The following is a 24615-nucleotide window of genomic DNA, read 5'->3' as shown; positions in this document are numbered from 1 at the left end:
CCCTCGGCCATGCATCGCTCGACCGTCGTTTCGAACAGCCGGCGCAGCAGGTCGCTGTCGCGGAAACGGCCATGGCGGTTCTTCGAGAAGGTAGAATGGTCGGGCACGTCGCCCTCCAGCCCGAGCCGGCAGAACCAGCGATAGGCCAGGTTCAGATGCACCTCGTCGCACAACCGGCGCTCGGAACGGATCCCCATGCAGTAGCCGATGATGAGCATGCGGATCATCAGCTCGGGGTCGATCGATGGCCGTCCCATCTCGCTGTAGAACGGCTTCAGATGTTCGCGAATGCCGGACAGGTCCACGAACCGGTCGATCGACCGCAGCATGTGGTCCGCCGGCACGTGCCGCTCCAGGCTGAAGCTGTAAAACAGCGCTTCCTGCGCTACCGTCCGCTCGCCCATCATCGGCCCGTCTCCGCTCACCTTGCGAAGGTTGAATCAGACCGCCGACACCACTGCAAGGCCGACTTATTCAACACAATCGCTCGAATACGGACGTCCGGTGATGATCGGACGGAACGTATGGATTGGTGCAGGTGCGCTGATATTGCCGGGTGTTTCCATTGGAGACGATGCAATCGTCGGCGCTGGTAGCGTGGTAACGCGCGATGTGGCCGCCGGTGCCACCGTGGTAGGCAATCCTGCACGCCGCACAAAATGAATGCAGTTTCCTACGAAGGAACGCGAAGCATAACGCCGCAAATATCCTGAGTTTCGGACGTCGCGTATGTCGCCGCTTTTGCCACAGTCGAATGTCCAAGCTGGAGATTCCACACAGTCCGATTCAAGCAAGCAAGCGCCGATGGCCGAGACTGTTCGGGGTCTATGTCGAGCCTGAAGCTAAGGTGTCGCTTCCAACTCGCGCAAGCTCCGGCCGCGCGTCTCCCTCCCGGCGCGTCCAATCAGTACCGCTGACAGTGTCATCGGTATGACCAGCGCGAGTGCCGCGCCCCCCAACGTGGGGATCAGCCCGGCAAAGGCTCCTAGCTGGACGGCAACCCCGCCAAACTTACTACTACCCGCGATAAGCCCGGTAGCCCGTCCACGCACGCGCAAGGCGTAGTTCTCGGCTGCATAGGGCAGCAGCACGGCGATCAAGCCGTTGGTGCCCACCACCAACAGCGCGATCACAGCGATGAGCAGCGGCGGCCAGGCCAGTGTCGGTGCGGGCAGCAAAGCTCCAGCAAGACCGGCGAGGGTGAGCAGCACGGTGCTTATCAGGGTGCGTTTGCTGCTCCACCGGCTGTAAAGGAAGGCTGCGACCATGATCGTGGGCAGAGCAACGAGTGCTGAGCTAGCGATGATCCCGCTAGCAATTTCGGCACTGAAACCTCGGTCCTGGAGATCGGAAGGCAGCCAAAGCAGCAGCCCGAAGTTGACGAAACTCCAGGAGAGGGCGGTGATTACCAGTGCAATGGTCAACTCTCGGTGGTGAGCCGTTGCACTGCCAGCATCGGCTGAAGGTGCTTCGACCGCGCGCCTGACGATGCCGAACTTGCGAGCCATGCCAGCCAGCTCAGCATCCATGCCGCGTTCCATCAAAAAGCGGGGAGACTCGGGGATCCAACGTGCCATTGCAAGCAGCAGCAAACCGGTCGGAAAGCCCTGCAACCACAAGCTGCGCCAGCCAAACAAGGGTTCGAAGATATGTGCGGCACCGCTCGCCGCTAGGTAGCCGCCGACCAGCCCCGTACCGCCAACCAGCACAAGAACCCAGCTCCTATGCCGCGGCGGCATGATCTCAGCCAGCAGCGTGTAAACGACAGGCAGCATGCCACCAGCCGAGCACCCCATCAGAAAGCACATGACCAGGTTCCAGCCGTACGAAGGCATGGCTCCGCAGATGGACGTCGATACGAACAGGATCGTGGACAAGAGGATCGAGACGCGCCGACCGTAAATGTCGGCAAGCCAACCCCACAGGAACGAGCCAACTGTGGTTCCGGTGAGAGCAACGAACGGCAGCAGCGCCACGGTCGACTTTGCAAGCCCATACTCTCCACGCATGCCAGGGAGCACGAAGCCGAGCGTTGCTGGCTTCATCGTGTCGATGATGAGCCCGAGCGTAAGTACCAGCAGCACGGCAGCATGCGAGCGTGTCAGAGGGGTGTTATCGGGTGCTTCGAATGCAGCGCCAGCGCCTGCACGATGGTCAGGCCTCTTCTTCGGAAGAGCGCCAAAGATCGCAGCTGGCACGCCGATGCCGATCAGCGCCATGCCCAGGTACATCCACCCGTCCATAGGCATTCCCGACAGGTGATTGCCCATCGTGTGCGCCATTGCGAGCATTGGTAAGTGAAGGGCAACGCCGATGCTAATTGCCGCACAACCTGCCCAGAAGAGCGGCCAACGTTCCCCGACAACCGAACTCCTCCGGCTGCTAACCCCGTTCGCCATTCATGCACTCCCGTTGTGAGCAGCGACATACGCCGCAGGACTTACCTGCTGCAAGCAACGCACCCGCGGACGTGCACCCATGCGGCTCATGGCTTGTCGATTAGCTGCTTTCGATCCCGCGCACCGGCGACATGAGCCTTCACATATGAGCGGTAGCGACCGGTTCCTTGTGACCAACGCGATGAGCGTGTCGCAGAATTGCTAAGTTACGGACGTCGCGTATGTCCCGCCTTTTGCGACATCGGACCCGCTCGCACCGCGACCGCTCTGTGGCCCTCGCTCGCGATGGATGGCTGAGAAGAGCATGAATGCCTTCCCAGGAAGGATGGCGACCGGCGATCAACCGGTCACTACATCTTCAAGCGGGCTGGAAAAGCTCGATAAGCATCTGCTCGTTGTCATGGATGAAGGCGAAGCAGCTGCCGCTTCAAATCAGGCGGCAACAATTTCAATAAAATAGTGCTGTCATTTTTGACCTATGTAGCAATAACGACGAAGTGCCGACTCGGTCTCAAAATCTGGACGCTCTCGTAGCGCCTAAAAACCGCCGGTGCTTTGCGCCACGCAGAACGGCACCGCTCCGGTGAGAGCGCGCGCGATCCTGGGCGGTGCTGCGATCCTCGGAGGGATCGTCCTGTGGCAACGCCCCTCGCTTGACCACGACAATGCCGGCTCAAATCCGTTCGGCTGCGCCTCGACGAACGACGGCTCGGTGTGCGATGCCGTCGCTGGTATCTCAAAGGTGATACACTCGCCCTTGATCCCTGCGAACCTAGCCGCGCTTCTTCCACCGCCCGATACACCGGGGGCGGTCGACCCCGCCATCACCCAAGCCAACATCGACGAGACGATCTGTCGCCCGGGCTACGCCCGGTCGGCACGACCCGCCTATTCGATCACCCGGCTGCTGAAACGCCGCATGATGGGTGCGCAGCATCCCGGCGAGCGCATGGCCGATTACGAGCTGGACCATCTGATCCCGATTTCGATTGGAGGCGCGCCGCTCGATATGCACGACCTCTGGCTTCAACCGCGCCAGGGCCAGGCTAATGCCGGCGACAAGAACGTCCTGGCCTATGTCCTGTGGCGGCTCGTCTGCACCCATCAGGTGCCACTGCAAACCGCACAGCGCGACATCGGTCAGGACTGGACGCGAGCGTACCAACTTTACGCGACGCCCGAGAACATCGCGAAATACCATTTTCGACATCCCGAGCAGGAGCGCGAATAGCGTTTATCGACCGGGCGGTTTCAGCATTCCACTTCAGCCAAGGAGAGTATGATGCCTCAGAATATTGCAGAGTTTCGGATCATCGGTCGGATCGGCAAGATTACGTCGCGTGAGAAAGTGAAGTACGTCAGCGTTGCGGCCAATTATAATCGGCGCGACGGCGAGGAGTGGAAGACGGATACGCATTGGAACAGCGTGGTGTGTTTCTCGAATGTTGCTTCCCAAGTCGACAACGCCGCCAAAGGCGACCTCGTTCACATCACCGGCCGCGTGCGTGAAAGCCAGCATGGCGAAGCGAACGACACGACCTACCGGACCGAGTTGATCGCAGATACATTTTCGGTACTGACCAAGGCTGATACCGAGGACTCGGATAGCTAATGGGACGCGGGGGCGGCGTTCGGCACGGCTCTATCGGCGCTGCGCCGCGACCGAGCCCGCACACGGTCTCGGCCCTGTCGGGTGACGATCCTCGACTCGCCGGGAGGGCGCGCGCTTTGCGCGACGTCCCGGCCCTCTCACCAAATTCAACCGCACGATGACGCACTACACACGACCTGAATTGCTCCTCGCAGCACTGGTCGTCGTCATCGTCCTTGCCGCGATCGCCAAGGCAATCCCGCGCACGCCGCAAGTACGCGCCAAGGCGCTGCTCACCGAACGCGCGCGCGCCGCCCGAGGCATCATCGAGCGCATCCTTTCCCATGCCCGCGTGCATGTGCAGGTCTCGATGGGCGCGCTCCTACAGCCTAAGGCCGGCTTCGGTCGCAAAGAGGCGATGCGCACCCGCAATAGGTTTTTCCAGAAGATCGTCGACTTCGTGATCGAAGATCGCGCATTCGGTGCCATCCTCGCGCTGGTCGAGCTGAACGATCGCAGCCTTGATGCCTTGCGCGATCGGAAGCGTGACGTGATGACCGCTTCGGCCGGCTACCGCACCATCCGCCTTCCTGCGGGAAGACTCTCCATGACCGATATCGCAACGCAGCTTCAGCCCCTCCAATCAAACCAACGCCGGTACGTTCGTCAGTGCGACGCGGAGCGGCGCATGACCGATCAAAGGAAGAGGACAAGTTCGGCGCTGGACGGCGATTTTCTCCTTTCGTTCTCGTGGCGCATGATTCAGAATCGGTGCCATGCCGATCCGCCCGGAACATCGCTGGCTCTACCCGATCGACTGGCCGGAGATCAGCCGGATCGTGCGCTTCACGCGCGCAGGCGGGCGCTGCGAGCATTGCCAGCGCCCCCATGGACGCCGCGCCACGCTGCTGGGCACGGATGGCATCTGGTGGGATACCGAGATCCACGCCTGGCGCGATGGCCGCGGCCGCCAGCTTCGCCGCCAGCCCGGCTTCGTGCCGCTCGAGGCGATCGGGATGACACGCACGCCCGTCTATCTCGCGACCGCCCATCTCAACCACGACCCGACCTTCAACGGCCTGCGCTGGCGCAACCTCGCCGCCCTCTGTCAGCGCTGCCACATGATCCACGACGCAGCCGAACATCGTCGGCGCCGCTGGTGGAACGCCTTTCGCCAGCGTGCGATCGGCGACCTCTTCTCGGGTCGTTACAGCTAAACCCCTCCGCGACCACGCGGACGATGGCGGCGATCGCCGCCTCAGAGGAGAGGATGCCGGTTGCTTTTCGGTTCAATGTCTCCGGAGGCACCCATGACCGAAATCCATCAAACCCACAGGACGATCGCCATGGCACGTCTCCCGCTAGACGCCGAGGTCCGCGCCAAGAATATCGTCGAGAAGCTCGGCGGAATCTGGCGCGGCACGCGCGGCGAATGCCGTTGTCCAGCGCATGACGACGGCTCTCCGAGCCTGTCTGTCCGCCTGGGGGACACGGCGATCCTGTTCCACTGCTTCGCCGGTTGCACGACGATCGAAGTCCTCAAAGCCCTGCAGCGGCGCAAGCTCCACGACCGCACAGCCGTATCGATGCCCGAAGCGAGCCCCAAGCGCGACATGGGCGCGCTCGCGCTCCGGCTCTGGAAAACCAGTCAGCCGATCGCCGGCACGCTCGCCGAGGAGTATCTCCTCGCACGCGGCCTCTCCGACCCGTTCCCCAAGTCGCTGCGGTTCAACCCCGCGACCATCCACGGCTCTGGGCCGTCCAAGCGGACGATGCCCGCCATGATCGCGGCCGTCGAAAACGATATGGGCGTCGTCGCGGTGCAACGCACGTTCCTCGATCCCGACAACGTGCTGCACAAGCCGATGCCCAAGCCCAAGGTCTCGTTGGGCCTGCTCGGCACCGCTGCGATCCGGTTGGCGCCGGCGACGGACGAACTGGGCTTCGCGGAAGGCATCGAGGACGCCCTGTCGGCGATGGAATGGTTCGGTACGCCAACCTGGGCCCTGGGCGGCGTCGAACGCCTCGCCTTCGTCGCCATACCTGCGAGCGTGCGCCGCATCATCGTCTATGGCGATCGCGGACGGGCGGCCGATCGACTGCTCGGCAAGGCTCGCAACTATCTCACCGCGAACGGCCGCGAGCTGGTCAGCCGCGTGCCTGCGCATCACGACGATTGGAACGACGCCTGGAGGGCGTATCAGGCATCGGCCAAAGTGGACCCACGGTCATAACCGGCACGACCCTGCTCCAAGCTTAGTGAAGGCGTGGGCACCGCAACCGACGACCGTCCCTGCGCTCGGTAAGCCGGTCTGGCCAAACTTTCACAAACTCCAGCTGCCGCTAAGGCGCGTCATTACAACGCGTTCAACTCAAAAAGGCCTTTGTTCGAGCGCCGTTCGTGCGCAGGGCGCCTGCATGACACCATGGAATGACTATGCCATCGCGTTCGAACGGCGCCGCGGTGAACCCGTTGTTATCTGCGAGGGGACCCTAGCTGAGGTGATGGCTGCCATATGCGAGTTCGGCAGGTTGAGATTTGGCAGTATCCGGGTCGCTCTGATAGATCGCGGTGCTCAACCGTACACATTCGAACGCGGCGCCATCGAGGCCCTAGCACGCGATACAAGTCGCCCTTTACCGTCCGCGGCACGCCTCGTGCCGCCCCCCCAATGACGCCCGACGCCTGTCTCGAATCTCCCGAAGCCGAGCTTCATAAAGCACTCGTGGGGCCTTTTTTCGGCCCAGGCCTAGCTATCGCCAGCATCGTCGCGTGGTATGTCGGGCGATATACTCTGAATATCCGGTAGCCTAAAGCTGCTTGCAAACTGGCCGTTCACGCTTTTCGCGATCATGCCGACCAATACGCACCTCAAGGCAGGCAAGCCTGCTGACGCTGGCCAGTGACCAGTGCGCTGCTTTAATCCTGGGAAAGCTGCACAATGTCAGGAGCATGCTGGGAGCAGCCGCCACGATGATATTTGCATGGTCAATCGCTACGGTTGGGTAAGGACGTCTCGATCGGCCATGGCTGATCGAGACGCTTTGCAGAATCCGTGGACGCGCGTCCGGTATTCGGACTACGCGCTCCAGGATCAAACAGCGTGCGTTACTCCGCTGTGGTTTCTTCGGCCTTACGCTTGCGTGGCGCGGGCGCCGACTTGGTATCTGACCTTGCAGCGTTGGTCTGACCGGGCTTACGACCCAACCCGATCTTCTTAGCCATCGCACGGCGGCTTTCCGAGTACGTCGCCGCAACCATGGGATAATCGGCCTTCAGGCCATAACGCTCGCGATACTCCGCTGGCGTCATGCCGTTGGTCGAGAGGTGGCGGCGCAGTGTCTTGTAGGGCTTGCCGTCGATCATGCTTATGATGACATCCGGGCTAGCAAGCGACTTACGGGCCGTAACGGCGGGGGTGTATTCCTTGATCTCCGCTTCGGGCGTAATTGGCTCCTGAGTGCCGCTCACAAGCGATGAAACAGTTTCATACATCTTCCTAAGAAAGGCTGGTACATCGTCAGCCGATGTGCGGGTATTTGGGTTGCCCAACCAGGCGATAGTTAGCTCGGTCGCCAGCTCGACTGGGTTTGGTGCGTACATGTCATCGCTCATTCAAATCTCCATTCTAAAGGGTCCGATATCCAAACGTCGTAACTTTTACAACCTGATGATTCGTAATTCGTTTGGACACCGAATTAATACATAAAAAGCTAGTGGTACCCGCTACTCGTGACGGAATATCCACGAGCTTTTTCCCGATTCCTTCGCAACGTACATAGCCTTATCGGCAATACGGAATGTCTCTTCTATATTACGGCCCGTTGCGGCGCCTAAACTACACGTGGCACTCAATTCGGAGCCTTCCATCGCAGCTATTAATGAGCGGTGGATCTTGCCTGCCTTTCGCTCCGCTGCGGCTGGGTCACGTACCGCGAGGCAAAACGCGAACTCATCCCCGCCAAGGCGTGCGGTAACGTCGTAGGGGCGAACCGCCGAGACGAGTGCGTGAGCGATGATCCGTAGCACCTCGTCGCCTGCTGCATGGCCATGCCGATCATTCACCGCCTTGAAGTCGTCCAGGTCAATCATGCCACATAGCAGGATGCGATGATCGCGCTGGGAAGACAGTTCCAGACGCTTGCACTCGCGGTGGAAAGACCGGCGGTTGCCCAGCCCTGTAAGCGGGTCGATCAGGGCGTTCGCCCGTTCCTGATCGAACGTTCGACGGAACGCGCCGACAAGTAGAATGATAAAGACGACGCCAAAAACCCGCATTGCTGCGTTCCAGACTGCGGTTGCCAAAGGAACAGACGATGCCTGCGCCGATAGTCCGTCACCGAAACCGTTGAGGTACAAGGTCACAGCAACTGCCATCGCGCCAGACGTCAGGCCTGCAATCCGACCGAAGCGCCAGGTGGTAAGGCATAGCGGCATAAAATAGAGCGAGTTGAGCGAGAAGTGCGGTCCCGTCATGCCATCCAGGATGATCAGCCCCGCCCACATGCCTGCGACCCATCCGGTCGCTGCCCGCGTGTTCAGCCCCGCTGATTTCCGCAGCACAGTCTCAAGGGGTGTCCGCTTCGCGGACCGTTGCGTTAACCGCGGCAGGTATGTTGAAAGCACGCTATTACACTCCGCTTTACGCAAACTCGGCTTCGTCCAGGATATCTCGCTCCAGTTGTGGTCTGGCGCCTGTCAGTGAGTATATCCCGGAGCCGTGACATGTTCACGCAGGTGAAGGTATCGGCTGTTGAAATCGGCTTCGACCTTGAGGACCTCCCATGCAGGAAACGATATCCCGCGCCTGTTTTGAGTGACCAGGCCGTCGTTGATCAAACCCCTCAGTGTCCTGTTGACGTGAACGGCGGTCAATCCGAGCGCGTCGCCCAACTGTTCCTGCGTCATCGGCAGCGCATAGGGCTGACCGGGCGCAATCCCCTGCACATCCAGTCTGGCAGCAAACTCGCAGAGCAAATGCGCTATACGGGTACGTGCATCGCGCCTGCCGATGTTCATCATCCATTCGCGGTAGATCGATGCATCGACCATGGTGCTGGCGATCAGGGCATCGCCGATGGCAGCCCGGTCAGATGCCAGAGTGCGCACCGCGGCTTGCGGAATCGTAGCAACCTTGCAGCGTGTCAGGGTTTGGACACCGTGATCAGCAACATTAAGATAGAGCTGCTGCAAATTGACGATTTCACCGGGGATCAGGATCGAGACAATCTGTCGATGGCCTTCGCTCGTAACCTTGTGACGAAAGGCAAATCCTGAAAGGAGCACGACGCACTGATCGGACACATTCCCATCCCGAACAATGTAGCTACCCGGGTCGAAGAATAGCACGCAATGCGGCAGGTCCTGCACAGCACCCCGATCCTGCTCCGAAAGCGGGGCGTGGATCGCAAGTTTTCTGCCCATAGGCGTGAGCGTATTTATCAGGCTATCCGGCAATTATTATCTGCTGCAAATGCAGGGCAACCATTTCGGGTACTTTGTCATACAACATCATCATTTGTTACTTCAGTCTGTTACACCTCAAACGAATTGTCCTTCTTAGTATTTAAACTCGATTCCGAGGTTCATCAGGCGCATCTGGTGAATCGCGACGTGTGATGCGGGCAACCAGTATCTGCACTGGGGCGCTGACATGAGCGCCGATCAGGTAATCCCCGTGCGTATCGGCTAAATCTAGCGCAGCCTGAAGGTGCGCGAGCATCTTCTTAGCGTTTTCCATTGGAAACTCCTGCCAGCGAAGGCTTCAAAAACTTCCGTAAGTGCCATGTCTTTGAAATGAGCGGCAATTCCCGATTGTAACATAGATTAACAATTTTTACCAGTATCTTCGAGGCCAAGTGCGGTGGCAGACTTCGACCTCCACAACGACCCGATGCGTTCGTCAGCCGCCGGGTCGAGTTAGAGCAGCTTAGGGTAGGCTACGTCCCAAATTACCACTGCGGGGCTCATTGCTGGCGAGTGAAGCTCCCGAATGGCATTACGGATTTCAGGAAAGCATACCGATTGGACTAATCGGGGTTAGGAACGACTTTTCCAACATAAACGAGTTATCAATATGCCTCGATTAGAACGCCATCGCTAAGGAACCGAAAACCATGGCTGGTTGGCTATTTGACTTGATGCCGAATAGCGAGCGGCAGTCCGGGGAGCTGCTGACCGAGCAATACACCACGTTGCGGCGCCAGATCCCGTTGATGTACGCGTTGATGTTCATCAACGTACTTTTCCTTGGGATCGAGACATTCCGGGACGTTCCGTTGGGAATGAGTTTCGGCATCCCGATGGCATTGTCAGCCGCAATCGTCGGGCGCACGATTATCTGGGTTCGCCGCCGATCGATCGTCGCAATGCCCAAGGACGTCCAGTCATATCTTCGCGGTACCATAGTTACCGCTGCAGCCCTCAGCATCATCTTCGGCAGTTGGGGCGCGCTCCTGTTTTCGGAAGGGGACCCCATCCGCAGCGTGTTGATCGCGCTTTACGTGTTCGTTGGTGCCATCAGCTGCTGCTTCTGCCTGCAAGCGCTTCCACTAGCTGGCTATTTCGTGCTGATGTTCGGGGTGATGCCCGTGACGGTCAGGCTTCTGACTTCTCCGAACTGGTCGTTGGCGAGTGTCGGCATCAATTTTCTGATCGTCGCGTTCCTGATACTTCGGACGTTGTCGACAAGCTACGCAGGGTTCAAGCAGGGCCTGCAAGCGCGTTACGATATGCGCTTCGAACAGGATCGGGCACGGGCCGCCGAACGCACCGCGCAGGAACTGGCTTATCGGGATCCGTTGACAGGCCTGGAAAACCGCCGCGCTCTTACCGAACAGTTGGACATGCTGACGGCTCGAAAGGAGGGGCCCTCCCGGTTAGACCTTCTGCTACTCGATCTCGACCGGTTCAAGGGCGTGAACGATGCCCATGGTCATGGTGTCGGAGACAAGCTTTTGCAGCACGTCGCGATCAGGATGGAGGCGATCGTCGGACAGACTGGCAAAGCTTACCGGCTCGGTGGCGACGAATTCGCCATCACCTTGAGTGCTACTCCGAATGATCAAGACGCACAGGTCATCGCCGACCGGCTTATACAGGCGATGGCTGCGCCGTTTTCCATCGATGGGTTCTTACATCATATCAGTGCCAGCATCGGAATCTCGCGGTTCCCTGCAGATGCCAGCCGTCGCGAAACCCTCATCCAGTATGCCGACATTGCGATGTACGAGGCCAAATCGCAGGGGCGCTCCCGGTGCAGAGCGTTCGAGCCCTGCATGGGCCAGGCGCTTGCCGCCCGCGCCGTCCTGGAGAGCGAGATGCGCACGGACCTTTGCACAGACGCGTTCAGACCATATTATCAACCGATCGTGAACCTCGCTTCGGGTCGCATCGTCGGCTTCGAGATGCTGGCGCGTTGGCTGCGCGCTGACGGCACGATCGTCAGCCCGGGGCAGTTCATTCCGATCGTCGAAGAATGTGGCCTAATGGGCGAGCTGATGCTGAAACTTCTGGAGCAAGTATGCGTCGACGCATCGGCTTGGCCTCCTGAATTAACGATCGCGATCAATGTGTCACCAGTCCAATTTCGCGATCCTTGGCTATCCGAGAAAATCCTGGCCGTCCTTACCCGTCGAGGCTTCCCGTCGCGGCGGATCAGCCTTGAGATCACCGAGAACGCGCTGATCTCCGATCCTGTTGCTGCGCAGCGGATAATCGAGTCCTTGAAGAACCAGGGGATGATGCTTGCGCTCGACGATTTCGGAACGGGCTATTCCTCGCTCCAGCACCTCGGCATGCTTCCATTCGACAAGCTGAAGATCGATCGGTCCTTCGTGCGTAATGTCGATACCGACGACGACGCGAACCGGATGGCCATGGCCATGATTCGGCTCGCGGACAGTCTGAATCTGAGCGTGGTGGCCGAGGGGGTCGAAAGCCATTCGGTGCTCGCCACGCTGCAGCAACTGGGATGTCAGGAGGTTCAAGGCTATCTGTTCGGAGAACCGAAAGGCATGGCGGACACAACCGCCCTACTCAGGAATTACAGGGAAAATATGTTTCGGATCAGCCCCGCCAACAGTGTCTGATGTGTTACATCGGGCAATCTTCGGCATTTTGCCAAACTGTCCTATCAGCTCGCTTAACACAGCTTTGTATCTAACTTTTATGTCACCAGCGCCCAGACGTAGTTTTCAGCTTATTCGTGTTCTGCGTTTGCTGCTACTGCTTTCGAAAGCAAACTTGTGATGACGTCCAGAAGGCGCTCTACGCTCACCGGCTTTTCCAGAACAGTATCGGTTTGAGCATAGTCTTGGCATTCACCGGCATTGCCGGTTACGAACAGAGCGGGCACATGGCGCACTCGCCTACGAAGCTGCCGTACCGCAGCTGGTCCGGAGCCCTGAGATAGTTTGACGTCCGCAATTATTAACGTCGGGAATTGTTTTGCCGCAGACTCTTCGGCTGCCTGTTGGGTTTCTACGATATCGACCGTACGCGCACCAGCCAACCGAGCTATGTCGGCGACCAGTTGTCCGAAAAGGTAGGAATCCTCGATAATTAAGACATGAGGCACTTATAATACCAGACCAATACCAAAGCCGACACGCTTCGAAATTGGTCCGTTAGCGAAAGATGATCGGTTGTGCGACCTTCTCTCACCGTGAGGCCGCCGCAACGGAATTTGATCGCTGCCGGTGCAGCGCTTTTCCGACGCAACGGGTCCGTCAGTCACTAAACGTTCGCTTCTAGTGCCAGCGGTCTGTTAGCCATTCTCTACTGGCGGACCTTTTCAGTAAAGACCAGCCGGGAACAGATTTGGGTGCCCCGAACGCTCTCGGCGCGATTGCCCAGGCGATTGCCTTGCTATGGTTGATTTGCGAAAATTATCCCTCGATCAGATTCCGGATCCGGGTTGCAAGAACGTCCATCGCGAATGGTTTGGTAAGGACATGCATTCCGGCGTCGAGATGGCCGTGGCTTAACACGGCGTTCTCGGCATATCCGGTGATGAACAGGACCTTCAGACCGGGGCGTGCGACGCGTGCCGCGTCTGCCACCTGCCGGCCGTTCAGGCCGCCTGGCAACCCCACGTCTGTAACGAGCAGATCGATACGCAGGTCTGAGTTGATAACCTTGAGCCCAGCCGCGCCGTCGGCCGCCTCAATCGCGGTATAGCCCAAATCGGTCAAAACTTCGGCGACAAGCATGCGCACGGTCGGCTCGTCATCCACTACCAGCACCGTCTCGCCGGCCTCGGCGCGTGGTGCGGCCTCAATCTCCGCTTTCACATCGTCCAGTTCAGCCTCACCCTGATGGCGCGGGAGGTAAACGCACACCATCGTGCCCTGATCGACCTCTGAGTAGATAGCCACCGAGCCACCGGACTGCTTGGCGAAGCCGTAGATCATCGAAAGGCCGAGCCCCGTACCCTCGCCGATCGGCTTGGTGGTGAAGAACGGATCAAACGCTCGAGCAATGACCTCCGGCGGCATACCCGTTCCCTTGTCGGACACGCATAGTGAAATGTACTGACCGGGATCCAGACCGCGCTCCTTGGCCGTCCGCTCGTCCATCCAGCGGTTGCAGGTTTCGATCGTGATCGTGCCGCCATGCGGCATCGCGTCCCGCGCGTTGATGCATAGATTGAGAATGGCGTTTTCGAGCTGGCTGGGATCGATCAGGCTGGGCCATAGCCCCCCAGCATTGACAGTCTCCACTTCGATCTGCGGCCCAACCGTACGGCGTATCAGATCCTCCATTCCGCTGACAAGGTGGTTGACGTTGGTGGGCTTGGGAGCAAGCGTCTGACGGCGTGAGAAGGCGAGTAGCCGGTGGGTAAGAGATGCGGCGCGTTTGGCAGCCCCTTGCGCGGCGCCGACATAGCGTTCGACATCGGTCGTCCTGCCCTGCGCAATACGGATTTGCATCATCTCCAGGCTGCCGGAGATACCGGTAAGCAGGTTGTTGAAGTCATGCGCGAGGCCGCCTGTAAGCTGGCCGACCGCTTCCATTTTTTGCGCCTGTCGCAGCGCATCCTGCGCCGTCATGAGGTCCGCCGTTCGCTCCGAAACGCGGGCCTCCAGCGTCTCATTGAGCTCCTGCAGCGCTTTTTCTGCGCGCTTTCGCTCTGTGAGGTCCAGCATTGCGCCGATCATGCGCACGGCGCTTCCGTCCTCACCGCGGAAGACGTGCCCACGGTCGAAGACATCGGCGAAGCTGCCGTCGCCCCGGCGGAAGCGGTACTCGGACGCCCAATGGTCACCCGCCCCATCGATGATCGCATGGATGTCCGTGTCGACCCGCTCTCGGTCATTGGGATGAATGTTACCCATCCACCAGTCGCCGGTCGGCTCGATCTCGTTTTCAGAATAGCCAAAAAGAACCTGGACCGCTTCGTTCCACTCCACGCGGTTGGAGGCCAAGTCCCAGTCCCAGATCGCGTCGTTGGTTGCCTTGGCGGCAAGGCGGTAGCGCTGTTCGGCCTCACGCAGCGTGGCCTCGGCCGCACGCCGCTCGGTCTCGTCGCGCGCAATCTTGATGAAGCCAGTGATTGTACCCTGCGCGTCGTGCAACGGACGAACCGAGCCGTTGGCAAAGAACCGGCTTCCGTCACGTCGAATGTGCCAGCGTTCGTCGTTGGCGCAACCTTCGTCGCGCGCCGTCCTCAACTCCTGCGTCGGAACGCCAGCGGCGCGGTCTTCGGGCGTGTATAGAATATCGACGGAGCGGCCGCGGATCTCATCAGCGGACCAGCCAAAGACGGTCTCAGCGCCGGGCGTCCAATCCATCACTTGGTTCTGAATATCAACGGTGAAAATGGAATGGTCCTTTACACCTTCCACAATGCGACGGTTACGCTCCTCACTTTCCCGCAACTCGGTTTGCGCACGGTGCGCCTCAGTGGCGTCATGGCCTTCGACGAAAATACCGGTCACGTTGCCGGCATCGTCGGTGATCGGTTCGTAGATGAAGTCGAGGATGCGCTCGACCTGGCTGCCGTCCTCTTCATCCAGCACGAGCGGGATATGATCGGCAACGAACCGCTCGCCGGTCTGATAAACGGAGTCCAACAGCTCGTAGAAACCCTGGTCTGCCAGTTCGGGGAAAGCCTCCCGCACTGTCTTGCCGACGGCATCTCGATCACCGAACAGCCGGCGATAGGTCGCGTTTGCAAACTCGAACACGTGCTCGGGCCCGTGAAGGATGGTGATGAATCCCGGCGCCTGTTCGAACAAGCGCCGCTGGCGTTGCGTATCTGCGTCGCGACGGCGCTCGGCCAGGACCTGATCGGTGATCTCGGTGCAGGCGCAGAACAGCCCGTCCACTGCTCCGGCTTCACCCCGAACCGGGGTATAGGAGAAGGCGAAATGCGTTTCCTCGACGTAGCCGCGCCGCTGCATCATCAACGTGATGTCGTCCATGTGGACAGGCAAGCCGGCATAGGCCTGTTCGACTATCGGAGTCAGATCGGCTTCGATCTCCGCCCACACCTGCATGAACGGCTGGCCAAGCGCCTCAGGATGCTTGTCCGCCAGAATGGTCGCATATGCGTCGTTGTAAAAGAGCGTCTGCTCCACACCCCAGGCGACAAACATGGGCTGGTTGGAGCCAAGTACGACGCTGACCAACGTCTTCAACGCAGTCGGCCATCCCGCGGGCGTGCCTAGTACAGTCTCGCTCCAATCGCGGGCACGAATAGCAGCCCCCATCTGGCCACCATCGACGAGAAAACTAAGCATCTGATCTTCCGATGTTGTCATGTTTGGCCTGTCGGTTCGCCGCGCCGACTGGACGACTAGGCCGTGCGAACGTCTTCCTCAATGGCGTTGCGGCGGAATTTGCCGGACCTTCCGCCAGCCTTACACGATCGTTCGCGCTGGTCGTTTGCGACGCACCGTCAAATCAAACAACTTTCTACCTCATCAGATCACCGATGAGGCCCGAAACTGCCAGGTCATTCGCTTGGAATGGGACTTCGGACTAAGCCTAGGTTGTAAGGTACATCGAGAGGGATTCAGGACCACGAACAGATGCTCTCTCGCAGCGATGAAGGAGCGCCGAATAACGATTAGGCTTTATTTGGCCCGAACGATTTTCCCAACGCTGAACCCGCTTAGCCAAGCGAAACGCTGATCCATCGCTTCATGGACAGCGAACGGACAGGCGGTCGGGAAGCCTTTTTCCAGACCACTTTTCAAGCCCGCATCATAGGCGGCGCGTAATGGGTCATGGCGCATATACGTTTAACGTTACTTTCAGCAGAACGGGCCCTCGAAAAGTAACTTTTGTTTACCTGTGCCAAAACGGTGCTCTTAGTAGACCGGGCGTGGTACCGCTTTGCCATGACAATCATTGAACGGGCATTTGAAATCGCACGGAGTGGCAAAGCGCGCTCGATAACGGATATCCGCACTCAGTTGAAGCGGGAGGGTTTCGATCATGTGCAATCTCATTTGAGTAGCGCAGCGCTCCAAAAGCAGCTGAAGGGGCTGATCAAACCTCTGGTCTAGGACTCGACCACACTAGCGTTCTTTCTTTGTTCCTCTATGATCCGGATATGGAACAGGCACCCGAGTCGATGCGCGACGGCGCACAGCCCTTCAGTCAGACCCCCACTCTGATTGCCGAAATCCTGCCAGAGCTTCGGCCTTGCGAGATGCAGACCATCTTTTTCCAATGCTTCGAAGACGGTCCTGAGACCCTCCTGGCGCCGATTGAAGCAGAGTTTGCGCGGCGTGGGCTGTCACCGTACGGCAAGTACTCGACCGATTGCTTCTGATGGCTAGCGTGATTTCGCCGGAGCGGATCGCGGCCATTATCGAGGACGCGCCTGCATGGGCTTTGATCGGCCTTACAGCACCACGCGAGGGACTGAGAGCGGACGCACGCCTTGAAGTCGCAAGGCATGTCTACGGCACTCTATATCAGCCTGTAGACGCTGAAACGGCGCAGATGGCTTTGCCCTGGTGATCCTGTGGGCAACACGCGGTTTAGGACGCTCGGCAATTTCACGAAGCACGAGGCTAATGTGGGGTGCGTATGCTCGAAATGCGGACGTAAGGGTGTTGTGCACCGCTTGGTTCTAGCAAGATGGTGCTACCTCAAACGCAAGAACATGGCGGTCGAATGCCTACCAGAATATCTGCGGTGTTCGGCTTGCGGCAGTAGGCCAACAGGGTCGCACCGACGCCGCTACCGCCGTCCTTTCCCAGTTATGGTCGGGACGAACGCCAATGGAAACGCCTCGAGCGGAAGCTGAGAGGGTAAGGTGGCCTTCTGAAAGAGCGGGCGTCATCACCGACCATGTCGTTGATAATGACCGCTGACGCCGGGTCGACGGACCAGATGGGCTAGCATCACAGACGGGCGCCGGGAACACACTACAAGCTTGGCAGTTTCTATATACGCTGGAAGCGTCCTGCCCTTTCGGGGGGGAACGGCGGTGAAAGCTCGCAATGCCTTGTCGGTCTTCAGATCGGCAGGGCATTTTCGCAACTATGTGCGGAACCAACACCGGCCTGCACTGTTGTAGTTATAACCGGTTGGGTACTTGCCCCCCCCTTGGTCCCGCTGGTTTTTAAAGCGCCCCGCTGCCCCCCCCCGCAGCGGGGCATTTTATTGTCTGGGTCCTTTCGGACAATTTTCCAATCAGGCGCGTGCATCCGAAGCGATGGCTTAGGGATCTCAAAGCCAGTGGCAAAAACGGTTGCGACGGAGCCGTTTTCGTACGTGACGGGTTAGTGCGGCATGCCCCTATCAACAGTTCCCTATGCGCTTGCCGTCGACGACGACCCGTTCATCCTCATGGATGTCACAGGCATTCTCGAAGATGCAGGTTTCCGCACCTATGAAGCGGATCACGGCGATGCTGCGATCGCGATGCTCCCCGAGTACGCGCACACAATCACCCTGCTCTTCTCAGACGTCGATATGCCGGGCGATACTAACGGGTTCGCGCTCGCCCACCACGTCGCGGAGAACTACCCCTGGATCGAGATCGTCATCGGCAGCGGCCACCTCCGGCCGAAGACGGGTGACTTACCCGAGAAGGCGACATTCGTGTCCAAGCCGTTCAATGCGCAGATGATCCATGGCCATCTCCGCGAGACCCTCCCCGATGGCAAGCTGCCGGAGCCCCTGAAAAAAGCGGTCTAGGCTGGCGTTTACACCGAATATAAGTCGCTGAGCCGAAGAAATTCCCGACGTTTGTCAGGACGAATTGCGATCGGTAAAGGACGGGCAAGTCTACGGACCTGGCGATGTCTGAGTAGAAGGTTGAAGAGACCAAGCCGCCTCGGCCTACATCCAGAAAGGCACCGCTTTGCCGGAGGTGTATCTTAGGTGACCTTTCAATTTTGGGGTTCTCCTAACCGGCGTTGATTATCAGGCAGCCGGTCTCATGGTGAAGCTCGCATAATAAGCATTTGAATGGTTGTGATGTTATTCAGGGAGCCCTACTTGCCCGTCAGCTAAATGGAGCACCCGATGTCCGACGATACCTACCAGCCCAACGCTGTTGAACTCGCTACCGAGTTGACAATCGCTTGGCTTAGCAATCCAAATACCCGTACGTCGGCCGACGACGTTCCTGCATTTCTATCGCAGATGCACAGCAGCGTTCGGTCGCTTGTTGGTGGTTCGCAGGCGGAAGAAGGCCCTGCGGAAGAGCCCAAGGAATACGTTGCCGCGGTAACGGCCCGGAAGTCCCTTGCCAGCCCCGATCACATCATCAGCATGATCGATGGCAAGCCGTACAAGACGCTGCGTCGTCACCTCGCCACTAACGGCATGACGCCAGTGGAGTATCGCGAGCGTTATGGCCTGAAGGCTGATTACCCGATGGTCGCTCCGACCTATTCGGAAGCGCGCCGCACCATGGCCAAGAGCATTGGTCTGGGTCGCAAGCCCGGTCAGACGAATGAGGCTAAGGCAGAGGCAGCAAAGCCTGCACTGCGTAAGCGCAAAGCTGACGACACCGCAGAGTGATTTTGGGCCGGCCTTTAGAAATGAAGGCCGGCCACCCCAGCTATTTCTTTTGCTCTCCCTGCGGCACGCCATTGTAGGGACGAGTAACGTTCTCATCCGGCTTGGCGTCAAAAGAATTGGGCCGCTTGTGATCGTTGCAAGCACCCAATGTGATCAGCAGGCCTAATAGCAATATACGCATCTGATGTACCAGTATGATTGACCACGAGGCGGACCTCTGTTTGGCCTAGTTCGTCTCGATTAGGCAGTTGATCCGTGACGGGAGAGCTTGCCAGGGAAACGGTTATCCGTCCTGGAGGGTTTTCATCACTGCCGCGAGGTTGCCCTTGACCACGACGTAATTGCCCTTCTCAAAGTTTACGGCACTCGCATCATTGCCGCCCCTGAAACGGCGCACAAAGTTCACGCGATCAACGTTCACGACGATTGGATCGCCCTCGGGACTGTGAAATTCCACGTAACCGTTCACTCGTATCCCCCAACGACCGCGCTTGAATGCACTACGTTAAGCATTGTCAGCCGTGTCCGGCGATCTCGCGGCAATCAAAGACGCTATTTCCGCTTCGTCGATCGTCCGATTTTCCCATGTGTCTTCCATTGCGATCGACTTTTCGTCATCGCGCATCGCGATCATTTCAGCGGCAGTAGCGAGCGCTTCATCGAAGCTGTTTCGGTGAACACCCAGCGTGGACATTTCGCCGTCTTTACGGATTACGTAACGCATTGAATCTGCTCCTGTTAATTGGGGTCACTAACCCAACCCAACAGGAATCCCTATGCGCTTCACGGACGCGAGCACTGCTGCGCAAACGCGCACGAGCAATCCGGCGCGAGCAAGAGGCTATCGTCCTGAGATCCTTGAACCTTCCGCGAGCACACCCATATCCGCTTCACTGTTCAACAACTGGAAGGAGGTGGTCGAATGTCTCATTGTTATACGCCGCTAACGGCAAACCGGATGAGTGCGACCCCCGCTGGCGGGGCTGTCCAGCTCTAAGGATCAGGCCATTAGTGGCTGACAATGGAAAGGTCGTCCCGAAAGGGGCGGCCTTTTATGTTTTCTCTCCGCTTGCACACGATCGACCAACGCCCGCAGTTTTGGAGCGAGATGACGATCCCGCTCAATCTGGATGATCGAGCGTCAAGAGATGGAACGCAGGTGGAGCAGCTCGAACGTCGAGAACGAAGTCCACTCGACATACGAGTGGACTTCGTTTCCTGATCCTGAGCCCTGGTCAGGCGCTTTGCAGCCCCGGCTTGCCGCGCTCGGTAACGAAGCTGGCGTGGGTCGAGAGCGTACCGTTCCGCGTTGCGATCGTGTCCAGGACCTTCAGGTCGCCGCGCCATAGATCGCGACCGACGTCGCATAAGACATAGCCACGCCGGTCAGTCAGGGCCTTCAGGTTCGAATTTTCGGCGCGGGACGAACGCGTGTAGTCGTCGTTCTCGCCTACTCCGTCCGCGCCAGAGCTGATTGAAGTCGCTAGGTATTCGCTGCTGATGATTTTGCCGTTGCTGTAATCCTGGATCAGGTCGCCGGCGTAATGGCGGTGGGCGTCACCGCTGACAGTCATGACGTTGCCGGGGCAATGCGCGTCGATGTGTGTGAGCAAACGACGACGGCTGTTCATGTAGCCCGACCATTGGTCCATCGAGACCAGCTGCTCGGGCTGACCGGCCTTGTGATAGCCAAGGTTCATCAGGCAGACCTGCTGGGCGATAAGGTTCCAGCGCGCCTTGGAGCGATCTAGGCCTTTGAACAGCCACGCTTCCTGCGGCGCGCCGGTGATCGATCGGTCGGTGGCGAAGGCGTCCGGGCCTTGCGGAGCATCGCGGTCACCGTAGACCTGATCCGAGCGGTATTGCCGCGTATCGAGGAAGAACGCGTCCATCAGGTCGCCGAACCGCGCGCCGCGATACATCTGCATGTGCGATCCGTCGGGCATCGACGAACGGCGCAACGGCATATGCTCGTAATAGGCCTGCATCGCCATCGCGCGCCGCGTGCGGAACACCTCCGGCGCGGTGTTGTCCTGGTCGATGTCGCCGGCCCAGTTATTGTCGATCTCATGATCGTCGAAGCTGACGAACCACGGTGCGGCAGCGTGCGCGGCCTGGAGATCGGGATCGCTCTTGTACTGGGCGTAGCGCTGCCGGTAATCACCGATCGAATAGATTTCGTGGCCGAGATGACGGCGCACCAGCGGCCTCTTCGCGCCGCGCGGTTGTTCGCCGCGATCGGGGCCCTCATAGATATAGTCGCCGTAGTGGAACACGAAATCGATCGGCTCGGCAGCGATATGGCGCCACGCGGTGTAATAGCCCTCCTCGTAATGCTGGCAGCCGGCGACTGCGAAGCGCACGCGGTCGAGCGCTGCGCCGGGTAACGGCAGGGTTGCGCCGCGCCCCGTGCCGCTGCGCTCGCCGCCGCAGGTGAAGCGGTACCAATAGGGTCGTGCGGGAGCGAGTCCGGCGACCTCGACATGGACCGAATGCGCGAGCTCCGGATGCGCGATCGCCTCACCGTGCTGGATGATCTGGCGGAATTCGGGATCCGCGGCGATCTCCCAGGCAACGAGCACGGGCGCCATCATCATGCCGCCATCGGGCTGGAGCGGTAGGGGCGCGAGCCGCGTCCAGATGACGAAGCCCGTGGCATCCGGATCGCCGGCCGCCACGCCCAGCGTGAATGGCGGGGTCGGAAAACGCGGATCCTCGATCAGGTTGCGTGGCCGCACTTCGGCTGCACCGGCGCGCCATGGAATCAGACCAGCGGCGGTCAGGCTGCCGAGGGCGGACAATAGATAGCGGCGATCGACTTCGTACATGGTCGTAACTCCGTTCGGCTTATCAGCGCAGCATGATGTGGAAAAAGGCGCCTTGGCCATAATCGTCGACTTCGCTGACGTAGCGAAGACCGTTGCCGACCAGGAATTTCGGCTGGTCGTTCAGCAGGTTGGTGATCTCGTATTTGAACGTCATGTGCTTCGTCACGCGGTGCCAGAGGCCGAGGTTGACGGTGGTCAGTTCAGCGCGACCGTTATCGTCCTGCACGGTCTCGCCGATGCCCTCCATGTAGCTGCCGCGGTGCGTGACGGTCGCGCGGAACGCACCGTCGATCGCGGGCAACCGGACCGTTGCGCCACCGTTGATGATCCATTTCGGCTGGTAGATCAGCCGGTCGAGCGTACGCGTTCCGGCGTCGCTGGTGATCGACATCCGCCCCTTCAGCCAAGTCGCGTTGAAGAACGGGTCGATCCGCTGCCCGAACAGGTTGACGTCGTGGTCGGCCACCTGGAACTCGATGCCGTATAGCCGAGAATTGTCGGCATTGAGCGGCTGGCGCACCCGGTAGTTGACGTCGTCGATGAGCTGCGTCGTCGTCAGCGTGAAGATGTCGTCCTTGATCCACTTGGCGAACGCGCCGAGCGAGACAATGCCGTCCTTGTGGAAATACTGCTCGAACTGGACATCGAGATTGTCTGATCGGCGTGGGCTCAGGTCTGGATTGCCGCGGCTGATCGAGCAGTCCGCGCCGCCCGAGTCCTCGTCCCCGCAATTGAGCGATTCCGGCTGCGCGATGTTGCCAGGCGTAGGGCGACCAAGCGTGCGGCTGTACGAGAACCGTAGCTTCTTGCCGCCGGCAAAGTCCTGGATACCGGTGAACGACGGCAGCAGATACTGGTACCCGCCTTTGTTCCGCGTCATGACCGCCGATGCGGTGCCGCCGGTGATCGTGGGCTGGAACGCGGAAAAGCGCGTGTGGTCGTAGCGGACGCCGGCCACCAGCGTAGTGTCGTCAGTAGCGTAATGGAGCGACAGAAACGGCGTTACCAGCCGCTCGGTGTATCGATAATCCCCGGTGATGCTGTCGTAGGTCGAGTTGGGTACGTCCTTGACGAACTTGGGCCACAACTCCTTTTTCACGCGCGCCCAGTCGACCCACGGGAACGATTGCGGTGCGCCCACGGGCACATAACCAGGATCGTAGAGATAGGCGTTCATTGCCTGGCCAAGCTTGTATTCGGTCATATCGACGTTGCGCGACAGTTCCAGGTTGCGGAATTCGATCCCTGTGACGAAGCCGAAGCCACGATCCTCGGGCTCGGCGTTCCAGCCATAATCGACGCGCGCATTCGCCAGCCCCTCGTTGGCCATGCGGTATGTCGTCTGCGCTGTGCTGAGCTTGTACGGCGATCCGAGCACCAGGCCCGGCTTGTTGATCCCGGTGACGTAAGGCAGCCCGCCGGTGCCGTCATTGCCCGCCGCCCAATCGAGCGAAAGCCCGGTCGGATAGGCTCGGACGCCGATGTAGGGCTGCGTATTGTCGTACCGGGCGCGCGTATAGCCACCGCGAACGCGCAACGACGAGCGGTCGTCGTGCCATTCGACATTGCCGATCGCGCCGACGGTCGCCTTGTTCCAGGTGTCGTAGCGATAGCGCGAATAGAGGCTGTTGATGTCCGAGCCGCCGCCCTCCGCCGTCAGATCGCTGACGCTGTTCTTGGTGTAGTAATCGTTCTTGTTCATCGTCGAGGATTCCCACTGACGATAATTGAACCCCAGCAGCGACGCATAGATGTCGGTACCGAGCGGCCGCCATTCGAACTTTGCCGAGCTGCCCGCAGTCTGGAGGCGGTTGGTGTAGCTGCCATAGCTGTGGTTGTACGGCACGGCGATGCCGTTCCACGCGGGATCGTCGGGGCCGGCCAGCTTCTTGCCGGCGTCGCTGAAGTAATATTTGGTGTCCTGCCACCATTTGCGCGAGTTGCGGATGCGGTTCTCGTAGCGCGCCGACAAGACCACGCCGAACTGGTCGCCCGCACCGAACTTGTCGGCGAACACCATCTTGCCGCCACCGCCGAAATGCGGCGTGCTGCCGTTGCCGGCGTTGCTGCCGCCATCGCCCTTGAACGACGAATAGATGCCATAGCCGTCGACCATGACGTAGCGGCGCTTAAGCGCAAAGGCGCTGCGCGTGACGATGTCGACGATCCCGCCGATCGCCGCGCCATCCTGTTCGGCGGTGAAGGTCTTGTAGATGTCGTTATGGAACGCGAGTTCGGACGGAATTTGCTGCAAATTGACCTTGCGCGAACCCTCGCCGTCATTGCCGATCGTCGCGAGGGTGATCCCGTCGATCGTGGTCTGGTTTAGATCTGGCGAGATGCCCCGGATGCTGACGAACCGCGGCGCATCGCCATCCTCGATCGCGCTGATACCGGGCAGCAGGATCAACTGGCCTGCAACGCTGCCGTCGGCGGACAGCGTTTCGAGGTCGTCAAAGACGATCGAGTCACGTACCGACGTCGATTGCTCCTTGTCGGAGCGGATCGCGCGATCGCCCATGACGATGATGTCGGACTTGGTCTGCTCGGGATCGGCGGTCGGGTCTTCGGCGTTTGCGGCACTAGCTACGAACAAAAGTGGAAGCGCACAGGCCGCGGACGCGACCAACCGGACGCGTCTGGCGGGCGAAAGGAACAACATTGGGCCAGCATCTCCGAAAGGGGCGGGCAGAGAGGCTTCCCGATAATGGAAAGGCTGCTCTACCGATTGCGAGACCCCATCTGCGGTCTCGAGCGCCTCGCCTATGATATCGACACGACATAACCGTGTCAGTTATGCTGACC

General features: G+C 59.5%; 22 protein-coding genes and 1 pseudogene. 12 read left to right on the top strand and 11 right to left on the bottom strand.

The window, feature by feature from the left end; translation table 11 throughout:
• Positions 1 to 407 (bottom strand): transposase (locus AC59GX_RS19325; RefSeq protein WP_497302331.1); only part of this gene is annotated, 407 nt, incomplete at its 3' end.
• 28 nt (positions 408 to 435) lie between these two features.
• On the opposite strand from AC59GX_RS19325, the gene AC59GX_RS19320 reads away from it, so the two are divergent.
• On the top strand, positions 436 to 663 hold the full coding sequence (locus AC59GX_RS19320; RefSeq protein WP_497302325.1) for a DapH/DapD/GlmU-related protein: 228 nt from the start codon (positions 436 to 438) through the stop codon (positions 661 to 663).
• A 179-nt stretch (positions 664 to 842) separates the two neighbouring features.
• Here AC59GX_RS19320 and AC59GX_RS19315 read toward each other — a convergent pair whose 3' ends face one another.
• Positions 843 to 2399: an MFS transporter gene (locus AC59GX_RS19315; RefSeq protein ID WP_497302324.1), complete on the bottom strand. Its 1557-nt coding sequence runs from the start codon at positions 2397 to 2399 to the stop codon at positions 843 to 845.
• Between the two features lie 289 nt (positions 2400 to 2688).
• Here AC59GX_RS19315 and AC59GX_RS19310 point away from each other — a divergent pair, with 289 nt between their 5' ends.
• From AC59GX_RS19310 to AC59GX_RS19285, 6 genes and pseudogenes are all read left to right on the top strand, one after another.
• Positions 2689 to 2859 carry a hypothetical protein gene (locus AC59GX_RS19310; protein ID WP_497302323.1) on the top strand — a complete coding sequence of 57 codons (171 nt, stop codon included), beginning with the start codon at positions 2689 to 2691 and terminating at the stop codon, positions 2857 to 2859.
• A 90-nt stretch (positions 2860 to 2949) separates the two neighbouring features.
• Entirely contained in the window at positions 2950 to 3630 is a 681-nt protein-coding gene (locus tag AC59GX_RS19305) for a hypothetical protein (protein WP_497302322.1), read from the top strand.
• A gap of 51 nt (positions 3631 to 3681) precedes the next feature.
• A complete protein-coding gene (locus tag AC59GX_RS19300; protein WP_167397754.1) occupies positions 3682 to 4011 on the top strand; it encodes a single-stranded DNA-binding protein in 330 nt (109 codons plus the stop codon).
• A 157-nt stretch (positions 4012 to 4168) separates the two neighbouring features.
• Positions 4169 to 4510, top strand: a pseudogene (locus AC59GX_RS19295) (DUF2726 domain-containing protein); the annotation flags it as partial.
• 256 nt (positions 4511 to 4766) lie between these two features.
• Positions 4767 to 5207, top strand: a complete 441-nt coding sequence (locus AC59GX_RS19290; RefSeq protein WP_333962205.1) for a hypothetical protein — start codon at positions 4767 to 4769, stop codon at positions 5205 to 5207.
• A 129-nt stretch (positions 5208 to 5336) separates the two neighbouring features.
• The gene (locus AC59GX_RS19285; protein WP_497302321.1) at positions 5337 to 6224 is read left to right on the top strand and encodes a DUF7146 domain-containing protein; all 888 of its coding nucleotides are present in this window, start codon (positions 5337 to 5339) and stop codon (positions 6222 to 6224) included.
• A gap of 875 nt (positions 6225 to 7099) precedes the next feature.
• On the opposite strand, the gene AC59GX_RS19280 is transcribed toward AC59GX_RS19285, so the two are convergent.
• The 3 genes from AC59GX_RS19280 to AC59GX_RS19270 form a co-directional block, all read right to left on the bottom strand.
• Entirely contained in the window at positions 7100 to 7606 is a 507-nt protein-coding gene (locus tag AC59GX_RS19280; RefSeq protein WP_497302320.1) for a Ros/MucR family transcriptional regulator, read from the bottom strand.
• A gap of 111 nt (positions 7607 to 7717) precedes the next feature.
• Positions 7718 to 8497, bottom strand: coding sequence for a GGDEF domain-containing protein (locus AC59GX_RS19275; protein ID WP_497302319.1), 780 nt, complete (start codon positions 8495 to 8497; stop codon positions 7718 to 7720).
• 192 nt (positions 8498 to 8689) lie between these two features.
• Positions 8690 to 9415, bottom strand: a complete 726-nt coding sequence (locus AC59GX_RS19270) for a Crp/Fnr family transcriptional regulator (RefSeq protein WP_497302318.1) — start codon at positions 9413 to 9415, stop codon at positions 8690 to 8692.
• Between the two features lie 692 nt (positions 9416 to 10107).
• Between AC59GX_RS19270 and AC59GX_RS19265 the strand changes: the two genes are divergently transcribed.
• Positions 10108 to 12081, top strand: coding sequence for a putative bifunctional diguanylate cyclase/phosphodiesterase (locus tag AC59GX_RS19265; RefSeq protein WP_497302317.1), 1974 nt, complete (start codon positions 10108 to 10110; stop codon positions 12079 to 12081).
• A gap of 110 nt (positions 12082 to 12191) precedes the next feature.
• Here AC59GX_RS19265 and AC59GX_RS19260 read toward each other — a convergent pair whose 3' ends face one another.
• Positions 12192 to 12569, bottom strand: a complete 378-nt coding sequence (locus AC59GX_RS19260; RefSeq protein ID WP_497302316.1) for a response regulator — start codon at positions 12567 to 12569, stop codon at positions 12192 to 12194.
• A 310-nt stretch (positions 12570 to 12879) separates the two neighbouring features.
• Positions 12880 to 15735 carry a PAS domain-containing hybrid sensor histidine kinase/response regulator gene (locus AC59GX_RS19255; RefSeq protein WP_497302315.1) on the bottom strand — a complete coding sequence of 952 codons (2856 nt, stop codon included), beginning with the start codon at positions 15733 to 15735 and terminating at the stop codon, positions 12880 to 12882.
• An 818-nt stretch (positions 15736 to 16553) separates the two neighbouring features.
• Here AC59GX_RS19255 and AC59GX_RS19250 point away from each other — a divergent pair.
• The 4 genes from AC59GX_RS19250 (at position 16554) to AC59GX_RS19235 (ending at position 18982) form a co-directional block, all read left to right on the top strand.
• Positions 16554 to 16775, top strand: a complete 222-nt coding sequence (locus tag AC59GX_RS19250) for a hypothetical protein (protein ID WP_497302314.1) — start codon at positions 16554 to 16556, stop codon at positions 16773 to 16775.
• Positions 16775 to 16966, top strand: coding sequence for a DUF6771 family protein (locus tag AC59GX_RS19245; protein ID WP_426291548.1), 192 nt, complete (start codon positions 16775 to 16777; stop codon positions 16964 to 16966). Before AC59GX_RS19250 ends, AC59GX_RS19245 begins: the two co-directional genes overlap by 1 nt.
• Positions 16967 to 17743: 777 nt before the next feature.
• A complete protein-coding gene (locus AC59GX_RS19240) occupies positions 17744 to 18151 on the top strand; it encodes a response regulator (RefSeq protein WP_497302313.1) in 408 nt (135 codons plus the stop codon).
• Positions 18152 to 18481: 330 nt separating this feature from the next.
• Positions 18482 to 18982, top strand: a complete 501-nt coding sequence (locus tag AC59GX_RS19235) for a Ros/MucR family transcriptional regulator (protein ID WP_497302312.1) — start codon at positions 18482 to 18484, stop codon at positions 18980 to 18982.
• 283 nt (positions 18983 to 19265) lie between these two features.
• On the opposite strand, the gene AC59GX_RS19230 is transcribed toward AC59GX_RS19235, so the two are convergent.
• The 4 genes from AC59GX_RS19230 to AC59GX_RS19215 all read right to left on the bottom strand — a co-directional run bounded on the left by AC59GX_RS19230 (position 19266) and on the right by AC59GX_RS19215 (position 24472).
• Positions 19266 to 19451 carry a hypothetical protein gene (locus AC59GX_RS19230; RefSeq protein ID WP_497302311.1) on the bottom strand — a complete coding sequence of 62 codons (186 nt, stop codon included), beginning with the start codon at positions 19449 to 19451 and terminating at the stop codon, positions 19266 to 19268.
• 36 nt (positions 19452 to 19487) lie between these two features.
• The gene (locus tag AC59GX_RS19225) at positions 19488 to 19706 is read right to left on the bottom strand and encodes a hypothetical protein (RefSeq protein ID WP_497302310.1); all 219 of its coding nucleotides are present in this window, start codon (positions 19704 to 19706) and stop codon (positions 19488 to 19490) included.
• A 511-nt stretch (positions 19707 to 20217) separates the two neighbouring features.
• Positions 20218 to 21810 (bottom strand): alkaline phosphatase D family protein, encoded by a 1593-nt coding sequence (locus tag AC59GX_RS19220; protein WP_497302309.1) that lies wholly within the window; start codon positions 21808 to 21810, stop codon positions 20218 to 20220.
• 22 nt (positions 21811 to 21832) lie between these two features.
• Positions 21833 to 24472 (bottom strand): TonB-dependent receptor, encoded by a 2640-nt coding sequence (locus AC59GX_RS19215; protein ID WP_497302308.1) that lies wholly within the window; start codon positions 24470 to 24472, stop codon positions 21833 to 21835.
• Positions 24473 to 24615: the final 143 nt, after the last annotated feature.

The organism is Sphingomonas sp. 320_CC, from assembly GCF_059691795.1.
The sequence above is the reverse complement of the archived record's forward strand: the minus strand, read 5'-3'. Positions and strand labels throughout refer to the sequence as shown.